Annotated in this window: 14 protein-coding genes; 2 read left to right on the forward strand and 12 right to left on the reverse strand. The window is 65.9% G+C overall.

Translation table 11 applies throughout. From position 1 onward, the window contains the following. Positions 1-48 precede the first annotated feature (48 nt). From HL666_RS12640 to HL666_RS12665, 6 genes are all read right to left on the reverse strand, one after another. Positions 49-1,146: an alkene reductase gene (locus tag HL666_RS12640; RefSeq protein ID WP_172133563.1), complete on the reverse strand. Its 1,098-nt coding sequence runs from the start codon at positions 1,144-1,146 to the stop codon at positions 49-51. 143 nt (positions 1,147-1,289) lie between these two features. Next, complete coding sequence (locus HL666_RS12645) at positions 1,290-1,793, reverse strand: DUF1993 domain-containing protein (RefSeq protein WP_172181704.1); 504 nt, start codon at positions 1,791-1,793, stop codon at positions 1,290-1,292. A 111-nt stretch (positions 1,794-1,904) separates the two neighbouring features. Next, complete coding sequence (locus HL666_RS12650) at positions 1,905-3,131, reverse strand: lytic murein transglycosylase (protein ID WP_172181817.1); 1,227 nt, start codon at positions 3,129-3,131, stop codon at positions 1,905-1,907. Positions 3,132-3,412: 281 nt separating this feature from the next. Next, complete coding sequence (locus HL666_RS12655) at positions 3,413-3,661, reverse strand: hypothetical protein (protein ID WP_172133565.1); 249 nt, start codon at positions 3,659-3,661, stop codon at positions 3,413-3,415. Between the two features lie 121 nt (positions 3,662-3,782). Continuing rightward, positions 3,783-5,423 (reverse strand): phosphoglucomutase (alpha-D-glucose-1,6-bisphosphate-dependent), encoded by a 1,641-nt coding sequence (pgm, locus tag HL666_RS12660; protein WP_172181706.1) that lies wholly within the window; start codon positions 5,421-5,423, stop codon positions 3,783-3,785. Between the two features lie 135 nt (positions 5,424-5,558). Then, positions 5,559-6,041, reverse strand: coding sequence for a hypothetical protein (locus HL666_RS12665; protein ID WP_246739336.1), 483 nt, complete (start codon positions 6,039-6,041; stop codon positions 5,559-5,561). A 336-nt stretch (positions 6,042-6,377) separates the two neighbouring features. Here HL666_RS12665 and HL666_RS12670 point away from each other — a divergent pair, with 336 nt between their 5' ends. Further along, the gene (locus tag HL666_RS12670) at positions 6,378-7,136 is read left to right on the forward strand and encodes a hypothetical protein (protein WP_246739337.1); all 759 of its coding nucleotides are present in this window, start codon (positions 6,378-6,380) and stop codon (positions 7,134-7,136) included. 13 nt (positions 7,137-7,149) lie between these two features. On the opposite strand, the gene HL666_RS12675 is transcribed toward HL666_RS12670, so the two are convergent. From HL666_RS12675 to HL666_RS12685, 3 genes are all read right to left on the reverse strand, one after another. Then, on the reverse strand, positions 7,150-7,692 hold the full coding sequence (locus tag HL666_RS12675; RefSeq protein WP_172114138.1) for a hypothetical protein: 543 nt from the start codon (positions 7,690-7,692) through the stop codon (positions 7,150-7,152). 14 nt (positions 7,693-7,706) lie between these two features. Continuing rightward, positions 7,707-8,882, reverse strand: coding sequence for a zinc-dependent alcohol dehydrogenase (locus HL666_RS12680; protein ID WP_172114139.1), 1,176 nt, complete (start codon positions 8,880-8,882; stop codon positions 7,707-7,709). Positions 8,883-9,053: 171 nt separating this feature from the next. Next, on the reverse strand, positions 9,054-9,464 hold the full coding sequence (locus HL666_RS12685; RefSeq protein ID WP_172114140.1) for a hypothetical protein: 411 nt from the start codon (positions 9,462-9,464) through the stop codon (positions 9,054-9,056). A gap of 339 nt (positions 9,465-9,803) precedes the next feature. Here HL666_RS12685 and HL666_RS12690 point away from each other — a divergent pair, with 339 nt between their 5' ends. After that, positions 9,804-11,102 carry a TadE/TadG family type IV pilus assembly protein gene (locus tag HL666_RS12690; RefSeq protein ID WP_172181708.1) on the forward strand — a complete coding sequence of 433 codons (1,299 nt, stop codon included), beginning with the start codon at positions 9,804-9,806 and terminating at the stop codon, positions 11,100-11,102. Between the two features lie 8 nt (positions 11,103-11,110). Here the strand turns inward: HL666_RS12690 and mdoH are convergent, their stop codons facing one another. The 3 genes from mdoH to HL666_RS12705 all read right to left on the reverse strand — a co-directional run bounded on the left by mdoH (position 11,111) and on the right by HL666_RS12705 (position 15,567). Further along, complete coding sequence (gene mdoH / locus HL666_RS12695) at positions 11,111-13,249, reverse strand: glucans biosynthesis glucosyltransferase MdoH (RefSeq protein WP_172181710.1); 2,139 nt, start codon at positions 13,247-13,249, stop codon at positions 11,111-11,113. Further along, a complete protein-coding gene (locus HL666_RS12700; RefSeq protein WP_172114143.1) occupies positions 13,237-14,742 on the reverse strand; it encodes a glucan biosynthesis protein G in 1,506 nt (501 codons plus the stop codon). The genes mdoH and HL666_RS12700 overlap by 13 nt, the downstream gene beginning before the upstream one ends. A gap of 195 nt (positions 14,743-14,937) precedes the next feature. Continuing rightward, complete coding sequence (locus HL666_RS12705; RefSeq protein ID WP_172181712.1) at positions 14,938-15,567, reverse strand: LysR family transcriptional regulator; 630 nt, start codon at positions 15,565-15,567, stop codon at positions 14,938-14,940. Positions 15,568-15,609 lie beyond the last annotated feature (42 nt).

The following is a 15,609-nucleotide window of genomic DNA, read 5'->3' on the forward strand; positions in this document are numbered from 1 at the left end:
GACACGCGCCGCCTGATGGCGGCGCTTTATCCATCCGCAAGAGCTTGACTACTCCGCCGCCTGCGCCGCGCCGAGCGTCGGATAGTCCGTGTAGCCCTTCTCGCCGCCGCCATACAGCGTGGCGCGGTCCAGCTCGTTGAGCGGGGCGCCGGTCTTGAGGCGCTCGACCAGATCGGGATTGGAGATGAACGGCTTGCCGAAGGCGATCAGGTCGGCGGAGTCGGCGTCGAGCTGCTTGTCCGCGAGGGCGCGGTCATAGCCATTGTTGGCGATATAGGTGCCCTTGAAGCGCTTGCGCAACGACGCGTAGTCGAATGGCGCATTGTCGCGCGGCCCGCCGGTGGCGCCCTCGATGACGTGGATGTAGACGAGGTTGAGTGCGTTGAGCTGGTCGACGATGTAGTCGAACAGGGCCTGCGGGTTGGAATCCGAAATGTCGTTGGCGGGAGTCACCGGCGACAGGCGGATGCCGGTCTTCTCGGCGCCGATGGCACCGGCGACGGCCCTGGCAACCTCGAGCATCAGCCGGGCCCGGTTCTCGATCGATCCGCCATAGGCGTCGGTGCGCTTGTTGGCGCCGTCCTTGGCGAACTGGTCGAGGAGATAGCCGTTGGCGCCATGGATCTCGACGCCGTCGAAGCCGGCTTCGATCGCGTTGAGTGCGGCCTGCTTGAAGGCCTCGACGATGCCCGGAATTTCGCTCAGCTCCAGCGCGCGTGGTGTCGAGACGTCGGTGAAGGCGCCGCCGACGAAGGTCTTGGTCTTGGCCGGGATGGCGGAGGGCGCAACCGGTGCGCCGCCATTCGGCTGCAGCGAGACGTGAGAGATGCGCCCGACATGCCAGAGCTGGACGTAGATGCGGCCGCCCTTCGCGTGCACGGCGTCGGTCACCTTGCGCCAGCCGGCGATCTGCTCCTTCGAATAGATGCCGGGCGTGTCCTGGTAGCCCTGGCCCTGCTGCGACACCTGGCTCGCTTCGGTGATCAACAGCCCTGCGCTGGCGCGCTGGGCATAGTAGGTGGCCGTCAGCGGGCCGGCGACAAGGCCTTCGATGGCGCGGTTGCGCGTCAGCGGCGCCATCACGACGCGATTGGCCAGGGTGATCGGACCCAGCTCGTACGGTTCGAACAGTTTCGATGTGCTCATCGGGATCTTTCCAGGAGAGAGGAGGGGGTGGTCAATTGTCCATGGCCGCGACTGGCGCAATGCCGTGAAGTACCTGCCGGACGCAGACGCGCCACGAGCCGTTCGATGCGTGCTTGGCCGGCGACGGACGGGGGATGGTCACGTCAGGCGACGCCGAGGAAGTCCCGCTTGCCGATCTCGACCCCGTTGTGGCGCAGGATGCCGTGCGCGATCGCGGCGTGAAAATAGAAGTTCGGAAACGAGACCCGGTTGACGAAGTCCTGGCCCTTCAGCGTCGTGCTGACGCCGCCCGCAGCCGGGAAGGTCACGTCGCGGCTATCAGCACCTTCGAACTGCGCCGGCGTGAACGTCTTCAGATAGTCGATGGTCTTGGCAAGCCGCTGGCGCAGCTCGGCAAAGCTCATCTCGGTGTCGGGAGTGCTCGGGATCTCGCTGTGCGTCAGCCGTGCGCAGCCCTTGGCGGCGAAGTCGCAGGCGAGCTGGATCTGCCTGGAGAGCGGCAGCATGTCCGGATACAGCCGGGCGCCGAGCATCACCTCCGGAGCAATCTTCTTGGCCTCGCAATGGGCCTCCGCCTTGCTGAGCAGGCCGGACAGGCTGCCGAGGATCTGGAGGTAGGCCGGCACGGTCGAATCGTAGAAGGACATGATGCTCTCGCTGAGGGAGGAGACGGCGCAAACGATGCGTGTTCCCGAGATGGGGTGGCATCCAAGAGAATGCAACTGCATCTTCTTGCGGTTTTGCGTCCGTCGTCCGATTCACCTCGGCGAGGTCGCGGCCGCCGCGCGCGGCGAGCCGGCCCGCATCCGCGTCAGCAGCTCTGCCGTCGGCCAGGAGTCGGCGGGCAGACCGAGCCGCAGCTGCATCGTCTTGACCGCGATGCGGCTTTGCTGGCCCAGCACGCCGTCCACCTTGCCGACATCGAAGCCGGCTTTCACCAGCAGCGTCTGCAGCTCCTTGATTTCGTTGAACGGCAGCTGCGCGACCGGGGCAGTCGGCTTGCGCATCGGCGCGGCGCCGGCGATGCGGGTGGCGAGATAGGCGGCGGTGGTCGAATAGATCAGCGAGTTGTTCCACTCGGTGTAGGCGGCGAAATTGGCGTAGGCTAGGAACGCCGGGCCGTTGCGGCCCATCGGCAGCAGCACGGAAGCTTCCAGCGCATCGTTGGGCAGCGGCCGCCCGTCGGCATAGGTCACCCCTAGGCCGGCCCATTTGCTGCGCGGCGCCTTGACGGTGAGATCGGCCTGCTCCCACGGGAACGTCTGGGGCACACGGATCTCCTCCAGCCACGGCTCGCCGCGGCGCCACTTCAGCCCGGTCGCGATGTAGTTCGCGGTGGAGCCGATCACGTCGGGCGCGCTGCGCAGCAGGTCGCGGCGGCCGTCGCCGTCATAGTCGACGGCGTAGGTGACGTAATGCGTCGGCAGGAACTGGGTCTGGCCGAGCTCGCCGGCCCAGGAGCCGATCATCTCCGACGGCGAGAGGTCGCCGCGGTCGATGACCTTGAGCGCGGCGATCGTCTCGCTTTGAAAACGCTCGCTGCGGCGGCAGTCATAGGCCAGCGACACCAGCGAGGGCAGCACTGGCAGATTGCCCATGTTGGCGCCGAAATCACTCTCCAGGCCCCAGAACGCGGCGATGACCGCCGGCGGCACGCCATACTCCTTCTCGGCGCGCGTGAACGCGGCCGCGTGCATCCTGATGTGCTGCTGACCGTTCTGCATCCGGTAGGCCGCCGCCATCCGGCCGGCGAACTCGGTGAACAGCTGGCCGAACACGCGCTGGCCGCGGTCGCGGTTGACGATGCCCTGATCATAGGTGAGGTAGGGCGAGGCGGCGGCGATCGCGCGCTGCGACACGCCCTCGGCGATCGCACGCTGCTTCAGCTCGGCGAGAAAGCGGTCGAAGCTCTGGCCGTTATGGCAGGCTGCCGCCCGCATCGACGGCGCGGGCTTCGGCCGCGGTGCTGTGGCCTCTGGCGCCATCTGCGCGGCGGCGCTGACAACCAGCATGAACGAGGTTGCAAGCGCGCTGAAGGTGACGCGCAAGGCAGTCGAAGAGCTTCGCATCCGGTCTCACCGATGGCTGTCTAATCCCTTGTGCGCCCATCGATATCCGAACCGCGGCAAAAAGGGAAACGGCGGGAACGCAACCGGCGTTGGCCGCGCGAGGCCATCCAACATGTCAAGGCCCGCAAGGCGCTTGCCGTGCGGGCCGGTCATTTCGCGTCGGCTTGTCAGGCGCCGCGCGCATCATTGTGCGGCCATCAATATTGGACGCCCGGGCGGTTCGGATAATAGCCGCGGTTGCAGGCCCGGCGCAGCTTGTCGTCCCAATAGCCACGCTGCGCGGGCGGATAGGTCATCGCCACTTTGTGCGCGTTCGTAAGGCAATTCACATACGGCTTGTTGCTCACCCAGCTGAGATCGAGCGCGGCCGACGGTGTCGCCGAACTCGCAAGCAGGCTGACGGAGAGGGCGGCAGCGGCGGCAAGCAGAGCGATCAGACGGTTCATGATTGTTGGTCCCTGTGATCTCGGCTGCCCGATGCAGCCTGTGACGGGGATCATGATGCAACGTGGCCGAAGCGTATGTGCACGTCGTCACACACGCTTCGAACCCGCATGATGGCCGTTGCTACGCGACCTTCGCCAGCGCGGCCTGCGCCTCGCTCTGGATGCGCTTGAGATGCTCGGCGTCGCGAAAACTTTCGGCGTAGAGCTTGTTGACGTCCTCGGTGCCCGAGGGACGCGCGGCAAACCAGCCGTATTCGGTCTCGACCTTGATGCCGCCGAACGACTGGCCGTTGCCGGGCGCCTTGGTGTGCACGACGCGGACGGGATCGCCGGCGAGCTCCTTGAGGTTCAGCGTCTCCGGCGTCAGCGCCTTCAGCGCCGCCTTCTGCGGCGGCGAGGCCGGCACGTCGATGCGCTCATAGACGGGAGCACCGAGCTCCGAGGTCAGTTCCTTGTACAGCTCGCTTGGGTCGCGGCCGCACTTGGCCATGATCTCGGCGGCGAGCAGGCCGAGGATGAGGCCGTCCTTGTCGGTGGTCCACACCGTGCCGTCGCGCTTGAGGAACGAGGCGCCCGCGCTCTCTTCGCCGGCGAAGCCGAAGCTGCCGGTGCCGAGGCCCTCGACGAACCATTTAAAGCCGACGGGCGTCTCGACCAGCTTGCGGCCGAGCTTCCGGGCGACGCGATCGATCAGGGAGCTCGACACGATGGTCTTGCCGATCGCGGCATCGCTGCGCCAATCCGGCCTGTGCGCGAACAGATAGGAGATCGCGGTCGCCAGATAATGGTTCGGGTTCATCAGCCCGCCCGTGCGCGTCACGATGCCATGGCGGTCGGCGTCGGTGTCGTTGGCGAAGGCGACGTCGAAGCGCTCGCGCATCGCGATCAAGCTCGCCATCGCATAGGGCGATGAGCAATCCATGCGGATCTTGCCGTCCCAATCTGCAGTCATGAAGCGAAAGGTCGGATCGACGACATCGTTGACGATCGTGGCGTTGAGGCCGTAGCGCTCGATGATCGGCGCCCAATACGCGATGGCGGCGCCGCCGAGCGGATCGATGCCGATCTTGATGCCGGCTGATTTCACTGCATCGAGATCGACTGTGTTGGCAAGGTCCGCGACATAGGGCGTGATGTAGTCGTACGGATGCACCGAGCCGCGCTGCTTCGCTTGGCCGTAGCTGATGCGCGACACGCCATCGAGATCGTTGGCCAGATAGACATTGGCCTGCCGCTCGATCTCGGCGGTCGCGTCGGTGTCGGCCGGACCGCCATGCGGCGGATTGTATTTGTAGCCCCCGTCCTCCGGGGGGTTATGTGACGGCGTGATGACAACGCCGTCGGCGAGATGCGCCGTGCGGCCCTTGTTGTAGGAGATGATGGCGTGGGAGATCACCGGCGTCGGCGTGTAGCCGCCGTCCTTGTCGACCATCACCTCGACGCCGTTGGCGCCGAACACCTCGAGCGCGCTGGCGAGCGCCGGCTCTGCCAGCGCATGGGTGTCGATGCCGACGAACAGCGGGCCGTCGAGGCCCTGCTGGCGCCGGTAGTCGCAGAGTGCCTGCGTGGTGGCGAGAATGTGGTTCTCGTTGAAGCCGGTCTTGAGCGACGAGCCGCGATGGCCCGAGGTGCCGAACGCGACGCGCTGAGTCGGCTCGTGCGGGTCGGGCTTGAGCGCATAATAGGCCGTGATCAGCCGCGGAATGTTGGCGAGCGCGGCGTTGGCGATCGGCTTGCCGGCAGCGGGGTCTGTCTTGGCCATGGAGCATCCTTCGCAAGTTCGAGAAACATCGGCGGCGGTGGATCGTTCCGCCCCGACAGCAGGCGATCCAACATGGCGGCGTGCGCTGATCCGATCAACGGAAATTCGTGCCGCCTTCGCAGGAGCGCGCGCCGGTCAATCCGCCAACTCGTAGACGAGGTGCCCAGGCCCGACCAGCCGCGCGGTGAAATTCACCGTGCGTCCGGCGAGCTCCGCGAAACGCCCCGAGGCCAGCCTGAACACGACCTTGCCGGTCGCCTCGGAGATGGCCGGCGTGCCGTCCTTCATCACCACCGAGCCCGTACCTTCGCTCAGCACGGCCACGGCATAGCCGTCCGTGCTGCGATGAATGCCGGCGCCGTACAGATATCGGCCCTTCTGGTTCTCCCATTCGGAGGCGACGTTGGCGGTGTAGGTCGCCCCCTTCATCAACCCGTCGGTGCCGATGCACGAATATTGGAAGCTGACCAGCATGTGACCGGGACGGTCGCCGATCGGCTCGAGGCCCATCGTGCCGACGATCGTGCAGTCGTAGCGGGCGATGGTGTCGGCGCTCGCGGTTCCGAGGCAGAGCCCCATGCCGACGCACGCGGCCGACGCCGTTCTGGAGAAGTACATCCGCTCGCCCCCGCCTTTCTATGCCGTGCAAACACTACCATAGATCGCGCTCGGTCCGGCTGCTGTTCCCCGCGACTTGTTTGATCGCGCTACGAAGAACCGGCTCGGCCGATGCTGCCGTTTCATGCGCTGGACATTAACCACGCCGCGCTGAGACCACCGGCCCGGACCGGCGCTTAAGCCTGAGTTTAACGCATCTCCGTGGAAATAGGAGGCCAACGAGGGGCGCGTGGGGCGCGCAGGAGAGTCGTCAGGAGCGGGAAAGTGAGAGCGCTTTGTATTGGCGCGTTGGCCGTCGTATCAGTCTTGGCTCTGGCAGGATGCAGCCGTCCGGTCATGCCGCAGGTCGCGGCGCCTTGCGTGGATCTGAGCGGCAACGCCTGCGCGGACAATCCTGCCGCCGGTCAGCCGGCGTCGCTGGCGCCCTCCGAGAAGGTGGTCAAAGCGAAGAGGACGTCCGCCGTTGCGCGTCGTGCGGCCCTGCAACGCAAGCACGCCCGCGCGGCCAAGCGACGCTTGCCTCCGCAGGTCGCCGCCGCAAGGCCGCCTGAAAAGCCGCCCGCCGCGCCGGCGCCCAGATCATTCTCCGACAAGTCACCTTCCGACAAGTCGTCACCCGAGCCGGTCCCGCCGGCCGACGGCGCCTCCGCGCCGGTCGTCAAGATTCCGTCGCCCGCGAAGGATACCCCGCCCGCCCCGGGCAAGGTCCAGAGCGAGGTCATGGTCGCAGCGGTCACGGTGGCGGCCGAGCTGGCCGAGCGCATGACCGCGCTGCGTGTCCCGGAGGGGCCTGCCGACAGCCATCTCGTGGCCGTGGTGCTGGCACGTCCGACCGTGCGCGGCCTGGCCGATCTCAGCGGCAAGGTGATCGCGATCGATGAACGTTATGCCAAATCCAATGCGAGGATCACGACGGCCATGAATGCCGCCGGTGCATCAGAGGTGCTGCTGCTTGAAGGGCAGGCGACCGCGATCACCCGGCTCAGCAACGGCGAGGTGAACGCGGCCGTGGTCGCACTGGCCTCGCCGGAAGCCGCCGAGGCGTTTCCGAAGATCGCGGGTTTCCGCCTGTTCACGGTCGCCCTGAAGCCTTAGCTGCAAGGCCAGCTCAGGTTGCCGCGGGGGTGCTCGTCGGACGCGGCAGTGCTGCCGCGCCGCGCGCAGCTGTGACGCCCTTTGGGAAGCCGCTGCGATCGAAGTAGAGCCGCTTGCGGCCGCGCCGCGCATCGTGCTGCCGTGCGACGTCCTGCGCTGCGAGATAGTCCAGCACCGTGATGCCGCCGACCATCACCAGCGCAGCCATGACGGTGCCGACGCGCGGGTTGCTCGGCCTGACCTCGCCGAGCAGCGTCGCCATGTCGAGCCCGTCGCCGGCTACGCGGCTCCACAGGCCGGCCTTCTTCTCGACCGACAGCGTCATGACGCCGGTGAGCAGCTCGCGGACGCCATAGGCGCGGACCAGGCCCTCGCGGCCCTCCATGCCGAGCGCGCGCGTCACCCGATGCGGCGCCAGCAGTTCCAGCGTGCCCAGCGCGATCGAGAACCAGCCGAGGCCACGGGCCAGCCGGTCGGCCGCAGTCAGCGAGCTCGGGCCGGTCGCGATGATCTTCGGGTCGCCCTTGGACCTGACGAGATTGGAAAAATGAAACATGCTTTGCGCTTCCCTTACGGCTTCAACACGACCTTGACGCAGCTGTCCTGCTTGTCGCGGAACGCGCGATACATCTCGGGGCCCTGCGCCAGCGGCACGGTGTGGGTGATGACGAAGGACGGGTCGATCTGGCCTTCGGCGATGCGCTGCTTCAGATCCTCGGTCCAGCGGTTGACGTGGGTCTGGCCGGTGCGGATCGTCAGCCCCTTGTTCATCAGCGCGCCCATCGGCACCATGTCCGAGAAGCCGCTATAGACGCCGGGGATCGAGACGATGCCGCCGGGCCGGCAGACATAGATGATCTCGCGCAACGCGTGCGGACGGTCGTTCTCGAGCATGAACATCTGCTTGGCGCGATCGAGCACGCTGTCGGGCTGCGCCATGCTGATATGGCTCTCGAAGCCGACGCAATCGATGCATTTCTCCGGGCCCTTGTTGTCGGTCAGCTCGTTCAGCCTTTCGACCACGCTCTCCTTGTCGAAGTTGATGGTGATGGCGCCGCCGGCCTCGGCCATTGCCAGCCGCTCCGGGATGCGGTCGATCGCGACCACCTGCTTGGCCCCGAGCAGGATGGCGCTGCGGATCGCCATCTGTCCGACCGGGCCGCAGCCCCACACCGCGACCGTATCGTCGGGCTCGATGTCGCATTGCGCCGCGCCCTGCCAGCCGGTCGGGAAGATGTCGCTGAGGAAAAGCGCCTGCTCGTCCGTCATGCCATCGGGCACCTTGATGTGGGTGGCGTCGGCATAAGGCACGCGCAGATATTCGGCCTGGCCGCCCGGATAGCCGCCGGTCAGATGCGTGTAGCCGAACAGGCCCGCCGTGGTATGGCCGAACACCTTCTCGGCGAGATGCTTGTTGCGGTTGGTGGTCTCGCAGACCGAGAAATTGCCGCGCTTGCACTGCTCGCACTCGCCGCAGATGATCGTAAACGGCACGACGATGCGGTCGCCCTTCTTGAGCTTGCCGTTAACGCCGGAGCCGACCTCGACGACCTCGCCCATGGTCTCGTGGCCCATGATGTCGCCCGGCATCATCGCCGGGATGTAGTTGTGGAACAGATGCAGGTCCGAGCCGCAGATCGCGCAGCTCGTCACCTTGATGACCGCGTCACGCGGATGCTCGATCTCGGGATCGCTGACCGTGTCGCAGCGGATGTCCTCTTTGCCATGCCAGACCAGCGCCTTCATTCCCATCTCCGCGTCACCAAGACCTCCGGAGCAAGTCTGAGCCGCGACGATGGTTGCTATGAACGCGCGAATTTTCGCCGTGCCACGCGTGGTGCGGCACGTTCCGAGATCAGACGACGAGGCGCTGACCGGTGTGGGAGCTCGTCGCCCGGCTCACGTTCGGGGGTCAGCTCAGGCCTTCGTCTTGGCAGGCTTCTTCGGCCCGGTCTTCGCGGGAGGCGTCTTGCTCGCCTTGCCGCGGGGCGGCTTGGCCGGCGCGGCATCGGACGGCTTGTCGGCCTTCTTCTCCGGCGCCTTCTTGTCGGGGACCTTGGGCAGCTCGGCCGCGGCGGCCTGCCGCATCGCGCGGGCATAGCTGTCGGCAACGTTGTCGGCCGAGATCAGCAGCCGGCGCGCGGCGGCATTGGCCTGCTCGACCGCCTCACGGGCGAGCATCTTGAAGCGCTCCTTGGCGTCCTTGTCCTTTGCCTTGACCGCCATGCCGTTGAAACGGTCCCGGCGCTTCTTGGCGGCCGCCAGAATGGTCTTGTTCTGCTGCTTGGCCAGTTGCCGGATCACGGCATCAAGATCGGCATCTGCCATCGTCGTCCCCAAAACCCCCTCGAGAATCAGCGCGTCGGGCGCCGAAAAACGCGCGGACTATGCTATCCACGCCGCCACTTTGCAATCGGGGTACCAGAGGAGGGGCGCCGTCCCAATCGGAGGCGCGCTGGAGCCGTCGCATCCATCACCGCTCACGCCCCGAAGGGGCCTCGCGGGGGCCGCTGCATGTCAGTCATGCGGGGGGCGATGGTGCGAAGGCACCGTTTAGGACAATCGGAAACGGGATGTAACCGACTCTCTGCAATTCCATCAATTCCAACGCAACGGTTGATCCGCAACATCGTCCGCAACGGATCTTGTTTGTCGGAGTTTTGAGCCTTGTCGGCCGGACATCAGTACCTCACGCTTCTGTCGCGGTTCCAGCGCAACGACAGCGGTAATATCGCCATCATCTTCGCGCTGGCGCTGCTGCCGATCCTGGCCTTCGTCGGTTCGGCCATCGACTATTCGATGGCCGTGCGGGCCAAGGCCAAGCTCGCCGCCTCGCTCGACGCCGCCATGCTGGCGGCGACCGGCTATACGGCGATGCGCGGCAGCGCGTCGGACGCCAAGACGGCAGCGACCAACATGTTCAACGGCCAGATGTCGGCGCATAACCTGTCATCGAACGCGCTGACCATCGACATCGCCGACAGCGTGACCGCGCGAACCGTGACGGGAACCGCCAACGTGGTGGTGAAGACCGTGTTCATGTACATGTTCGGATATCCGACCATGACGATCTCCACGTCCTCGTCGGCCTCGGCCTCGTTCCCGACCTATATGGACTTCTACGTGCTGGTCGACAATTCGCCGTCGCAGGGGCTCGGCGCGACCACGGCCGACATGACCAAGCTGCAGAACGCGACCTCCGACAAATGCGCCTTCGCCTGCCACGACACCTATACGTCGAGCTCGAAGAAGACGCTGCAGACCAACAGCTATTACCAGATCGCCAAGAACAAGGGCGTGACGATGCGGATCGACGTCGTGAGGTCCGCGACCCAGTCGCTGACGGACACTGCGACCGCCAGCCAGGTCGTCAGCAATCAGTACCGGATGGCGGTCTACAGCCTGGGCAGCGATTGCGGCTCGCTGGGGCTGACGACCATCGCCAGCCTGTCCTCGAGCATGTCCTCGGTGAAGTCGTCGGTCGGCTCGCTCGACCTGATGACGATTCCCTATAACGGCTACAACAACGACATGTGCACCGATTTCGACGGCACCATGTCGGCCATGAACGGGGTGATCCCGACCCAGGGCGACGGCTCGTCATCGAAGCCGCAGAAATGGCTGTTCTTCGTCTCCGACGGCGTCGCGGATTATTCCTATCCGACCACGTGCAGCAAGACCGTGCTGTCCGGCGGACGCTGCCAGGAGCCGCTCAACATCACGACCTGCACTGCGCTGAAGGCCCGCGGCATCAAGATCGCGGTGCTCTACACCACCTATCTCGCGATCACCAACAACAGCTGGTACACGACCTACATCGCTCCGTGGCGCGACTCGATCGGCGGCATCATGAAGTCCTGCGCCAGCCCCGGCTACTACTACGAGGTCGATTCGAGCGGCAGCATCGGCACGGCGCTGACGGCGCTGTTCCAGCAGGCCATCGCCTCGGCGCATCTGACGAAGTAGGGCGGAGCTCATGCCTTTGCGGCAGGCAGCGTAACCAGCCGTTCCAGCGTCGCGCGGTCGTTGAGCACGGCGAGCGTTTCTCGGCGGGAGAGGAAGCCTGTCGCCTCGTCGAAGCTGGTCGCGTCGGCAATCCGGGCTTTTGCCGTCGCCAGCTCGACATTGATGTCGCCCGGCTTGCGCCGCGGCATTGCAGGCAGAGCGTCGACGTGCTGCCGTCGCAGTTCGGCATTCCGCTGCAGCGCGACCAGCGCGGGGGCGCGGCGCGGCTCCGGCTCATCCGCAAGCTGTCGGGCGCGGACCAGGACCGGGGGAGGAGAGCGGTCCTCGGGCGTGGTGAACAGGCCCGCGCCGGTGCTGCGTCCGCCGGTGATGAGGCCGATCGGAATCGACAGCACGAGGCCGGCGATCACCGGCGACATCCACGCCAGCAGAGGTAACGACACCGCATAGGCGCTGGCGGCCATCGCGAGACCGCACAGCGTCGGCAGCGCGAACTTGCGATAGATCTCCCGCCGGCTGACCCCGCCGTCGCTGCGCCGCTGCACCTGCCAGCCTGCGTCGCGGCCGAGCAGGATCTCGATCACCGCGATCGACTGGAAGATCATCATCGAAGGTGCGATCAACGCTGCAAGCACCGTTTCGGCGAGCACGGCAGCGCATAGCCGCAACCCGCCGCCGAAGCCGCGGCGCCTGTGACGGCGGAACAGCGTCGCGACACAGGCGAGCAGCTTCGGAATCATCAGCAGGCCGAGCGTCGCGGCGAAGACCTGGGCGGCGAGCACGGGATCCTGGGCCGGCCAGGTCGGAAACAGTGCAAAGCCCTTGGGGAAGTATTCGGGGCGGACGAAGTTGGCCTGCAGCGAAATGAGGATGCCGAGCACGAGGAAGGCGAACCACAGCGGTGCGGTCACATAGGCGCCGATGCCGATCAACAGATGCAGCCGCGATACCCAATGCAGGCCGAGTGCCGGCAGCACCGCCAGATGCTGCAGATTGCCCTGGCACCAGCGCCGGTCGCGCGCGGCATGGTCGATCAACGAGGGCGGCACCTCCTCGTAGCTGCCGTCGAGGTCGACGGTCATGTAGATGCCCCAACCGGCCCGGCGCATCAGCGCGGCCTCGATGAAGTCGTGGCTGAGAATATGGCCGCCGAACGGCTTCCGCCCGCGCAACTCCGGTAGCGCCGCGTCCTGCGCGAATGCTTCGACGCGGATGATCGCATTGTGGCCCCAGTAGTTGCCCTCGGAGCCGTACCACCAGGCATTGCCGGCTGCGATGAGCGGTCCGTAGAGCCGCCCGGCGAATTGCTGCAGCCGCGCGAACAGGCTGGTGCCGTTGACGATCACGGGCAGGGTCTGGATCAGCGCCGCCTGAGGTGCATGCTCCATGGCATGAGCCAGCCGCACCACGGTCGCGCCGCTCATCAGGCTGTCCGCATCGAGGATGAGCATGTGGTCATAGGCGGCGCCGAAGCGCTGGACCCATTCGGCAATGTTGCCGGCCTTGCGGGCGGTATTGTCCGCGCGGTGCCGGTAGAACACGCGGGCACCGCTGCAGACTTGGCGCAAAGCCAGGAACGCTGCCTCCTCGCCGATCCAGATGTCCGGATCCGTGGTGTCGCTGAGCAGGAACCAGTCGAAGCGCTCGGCCTGGCCGGTCTCGGCGACCGACTCGATCATGGCCCGCAGCCGCACCATCACCGCGTGCGGATCCTCGTTGTAGGTCGGCAGCAGCATCGCCGTACGGCTTGCGAGGGCGGGCAGGGGACCGTCGACGTCGATCGCGATCGTGTCGCGCCGCCGTGCGAACATCGCGCCGAAGCCGGCCAGCGCCGACACGAAGGCAAATGCGATCCAGGCGAGCAGGATCGAGAACAGCACGAGCACCAGACTCTCGAGCACCGTTACGCCGCCAACCTCGACGACCTCATACATCTTGGTGCAGCCCGCAAGCGTCAGGGCGGCGGTACCAAGAAACACGAGACTGCGACGGAAGGCGATGCGCGGTCCGCTCGTGACATCGCGCCTGGGGGGCGCGCGATCGTTGAGCGGCTTCGGCACCATCGCGAGCGGCGCCTCGGCCGGGAGAAAGCCCGAACCCGCGGCCTGATCGGATCGTCGCAGCTGGGTGGCGGTCATGGCGTCCATCGATAGATCCAGCTCTCTGAGATGAGCTTGTCGTTGGCGACCAGTTCCGCCCTGAGCTCGACCGGAGCGTCGCTGACCGCGCATTGGAAGCTGAGCCGCCAGCCTCCCGTTTCGGGATTGGGCTGCGCTACGATGTTCGTCACCTCGGACTTCGCCGCGCTGACCATGCCCTTGACCGTCGCCGGATCGATGCCCTTCAAGGCGTCGCCCTCCAGCTCGAGCACGAACAGCCGGCCTTCGCCGCGGGCGCCGACGCCGGTGCGCGTGAAGCGCGCCAGCGCATGTGGCTTCGGTCTATCCGGCCCCCAATGCAGCCGATAGGTCATGTTGTGCTCGCCCTTGGCGGCGAGCGGCGTCTTCGGCCGCCAGAATGCGGCGATGTTGTCGTGGATCTCTTGCTTGGTCGGGATCTCGAACAGCACCACGCTGCCTTCGCCCCAGTCGCCGATCGGCTCGATCCACAGGCTCGGCCGCTGCTCGAAATGCGACTCGAGATCCTGGTAGGCGGTGTATTTTCGTTCCCGCTGCATCAGGCCGAAGCCGCGCGGATTGAGATCGTTGAAGACGCTGACCTGGAGGTCGCGCGGATTGCTCAGCGGTCGCCAGAGCTGCTCGCCCTTGCCGTTGAATATCGCAAGTCCGTCGGAATCGTGCACCGCGGGCCGGAAGTCGTCGGCCTCATTGCGGTCGTTCGGACCGAAGAAGAACATGCTGGTCATCGGCGCCAGTCCGGCGTGGCCGATCTCGACGCGGGGATAGAGCGAGGCTTCGACGTCGAACACGGTGGTTTCGCCTGGACGGATGGTGAACCGGTACGAGCCGGTGGCGCTCTTGCTGTCGAGCAGCGCATGCACGACCATCGCGGTGGCGCCGCCCGTCGGCTTCTCCAGCCAGAACGCCTTGAAGACCGGAAACTCCTCGCCCTTCGCTTCGCCGGTGTCGATCGACAGCCCGCGCGCGGACAGCCCGTAGAGCTCGCCCTTGGACACGGCGCGGAAATAGCTCGCGCCCAGGAACACGCAGACTTCGTCGTAATAGTCGGGCCGGTTCATCGGTGCGTGAATGCGAAAGCCGGCAAAGCCGAGATCCGCCGCCGGAAACGCGGCCACCCCCGGACCGAACGCGAAGTCCTCGGGGCGATAGGGCACGGGCTTGGCCTGTCCGTCCGCGACCTCGTAGATGTCGACGCGGTCCTTGTAGATCGACCCGCGATGGAAGAACTGCGCCTGAAACGGCAAGTTCTCGCCGCGCCACAGCGCGTGATCCGGCAGGAAGCGGATCGAGCGATAGGCGTCGTAGTCGAGTTTGGCCAGAGCGTCCGGAAGCTGATTGTCCGGCGCGGCATATGGCTTGGCGGCGAGATTGCGCGCGAGATCGCGCACATAGGCTGCATTGAACGGCTGAGCAGCTGGCGCTGCGGCTGCCGCGCTCCGCACGAGTGATGCGGCGACCGGTATCGCAGCCGCAGATTGAATGAACTGACGGCGGTTCAACTTGTACTCGCTTTGCTGCATGGAACTGCGGAGCAACCTCTCAGGAGGCGTCGGGTTCCATCCGACTCGGCCGCATGTCTGACGAACAATGGATCATCGTGGCCGAACGGCAAATGAACGACGATCAGGACGCCGCTAACGGTGCATCATTGGCGGCAGCTCTGCGATATGGAATGCGACGGCGCGAGCGATGCTTCAACGCCGAGAGAGACCGATCTCCCCTGATCGGCGCCGTTCCGTGCGCAGGGCCCCAGCCGATCGGGAGCGCAACCAGTCGCGCAGGCTCATGACTTCCGGGCACTCCGCCGTGCCCTCAGGTGCCATGAGCCAGTCTCCCACCCCCGTGCCTTTGTCGATCCTGTCGCAGTGATAGCCTGGATGGCTGCCCAACCCGCGGCCGATCAGCGCATCGACCTTCCCTTCGACCAACTCACGCAAGCCGGCAGGCTGCAAGATGCGTAGACCAATGTCCGGATGGGTGCTGCGGAAATTCTCCAGGTCGAGGCGTCGCAACTCGAAGTTCTCAGGCACGCCCACCTGCAGCAGTACGGCGCATCGAGGCTTGAGTTGCAAGGTCGCATCTGCAATGCGGCGAAAGCCATCGGAGATTCCGACCAGATAGGCCTGCCCATCTGCGGTCAGCACGAGTTGCTTGTGCAGCCGCGCGAACAGGCGCACGCCGAGGCGTAGCTCCAGGGCCTTCACATGCTGCCCGACAGCGGCGGGTGTCACGTGCAGCTCATGTGCCGCCAGCTTGAAGCTGAGATGTCTCGCCGCGGCCTCGAAGGCACGGAGCGCGTTCAAGGGAGGAAGGCTGTAGGTCATTGTTTCATACTCTGGCACGGCTGCCACATGCGCTTGCAATAG

It is taken from the genome of Bradyrhizobium aeschynomenes (assembly GCF_013178945.1).
Classification (GTDB): domain Bacteria; phylum Pseudomonadota; class Alphaproteobacteria; order Rhizobiales; family Xanthobacteraceae; genus Bradyrhizobium; species Bradyrhizobium aeschynomenes.

Coding starts and splice junctions, on each gene's coding strand:
- HL666_RS12640 (WP_172133563.1), bottom strand. CDS start 1,146: ATGAGCACATCGAAACTGTTCGAACCGTACGAGCTGGGTCCGATCACC.
- HL666_RS12645 (WP_172181704.1), bottom strand. CDS start 1,793: ATGTCCTTCTACGATTCGACCGTGCCGGCCTACCTCCAGATCCTCGGC.
- HL666_RS12650 (WP_172181817.1), bottom strand. CDS start 3,131: ATGGCGCCAGAGGCCACAGCACCGCGGCCGAAGCCCGCGCCGTCGATG.
- HL666_RS12655 (WP_172133565.1), bottom strand. CDS start 3,661: ATGAACCGTCTGATCGCTCTGCTTGCCGCCGCTGCCGCCCTCTCCGTC.
- pgm (WP_172181706.1), bottom strand. CDS start 5,423: ATGGCCAAGACAGACCCCGCTGCCGGCAAGCCGATCGCCAACGCCGCG.
- HL666_RS12665 (WP_246739336.1), bottom strand. CDS start 6,041: ATGTACTTCTCCAGAACGGCGTCGGCCGCGTGCGTCGGCATGGGGCTC.
- HL666_RS12670 (WP_246739337.1), top strand. CDS start 6,378: ATGCCGCAGGTCGCGGCGCCTTGCGTGGATCTGAGCGGCAACGCCTGC.
- HL666_RS12675 (WP_172114138.1), bottom strand. CDS start 7,692: ATGTTTCATTTTTCCAATCTCGTCAGGTCCAAGGGCGACCCGAAGATC.
- HL666_RS12680 (WP_172114139.1), bottom strand. CDS start 8,882: ATGAAGGCGCTGGTCTGGCATGGCAAAGAGGACATCCGCTGCGACACG.
- HL666_RS12685 (WP_172114140.1), bottom strand. CDS start 9,464: ATGGCAGATGCCGATCTTGATGCCGTGATCCGGCAACTGGCCAAGCAG.
- mdoH (WP_172181710.1), bottom strand. CDS start 13,249: ATGGACGCCATGACCGCCACCCAGCTGCGACGATCCGATCAGGCCGCG.
- HL666_RS12705 (WP_172181712.1), bottom strand. CDS start 15,567: ATGACCTACAGCCTTCCTCCCTTGAACGCGCTCCGTGCCTTCGAGGCC.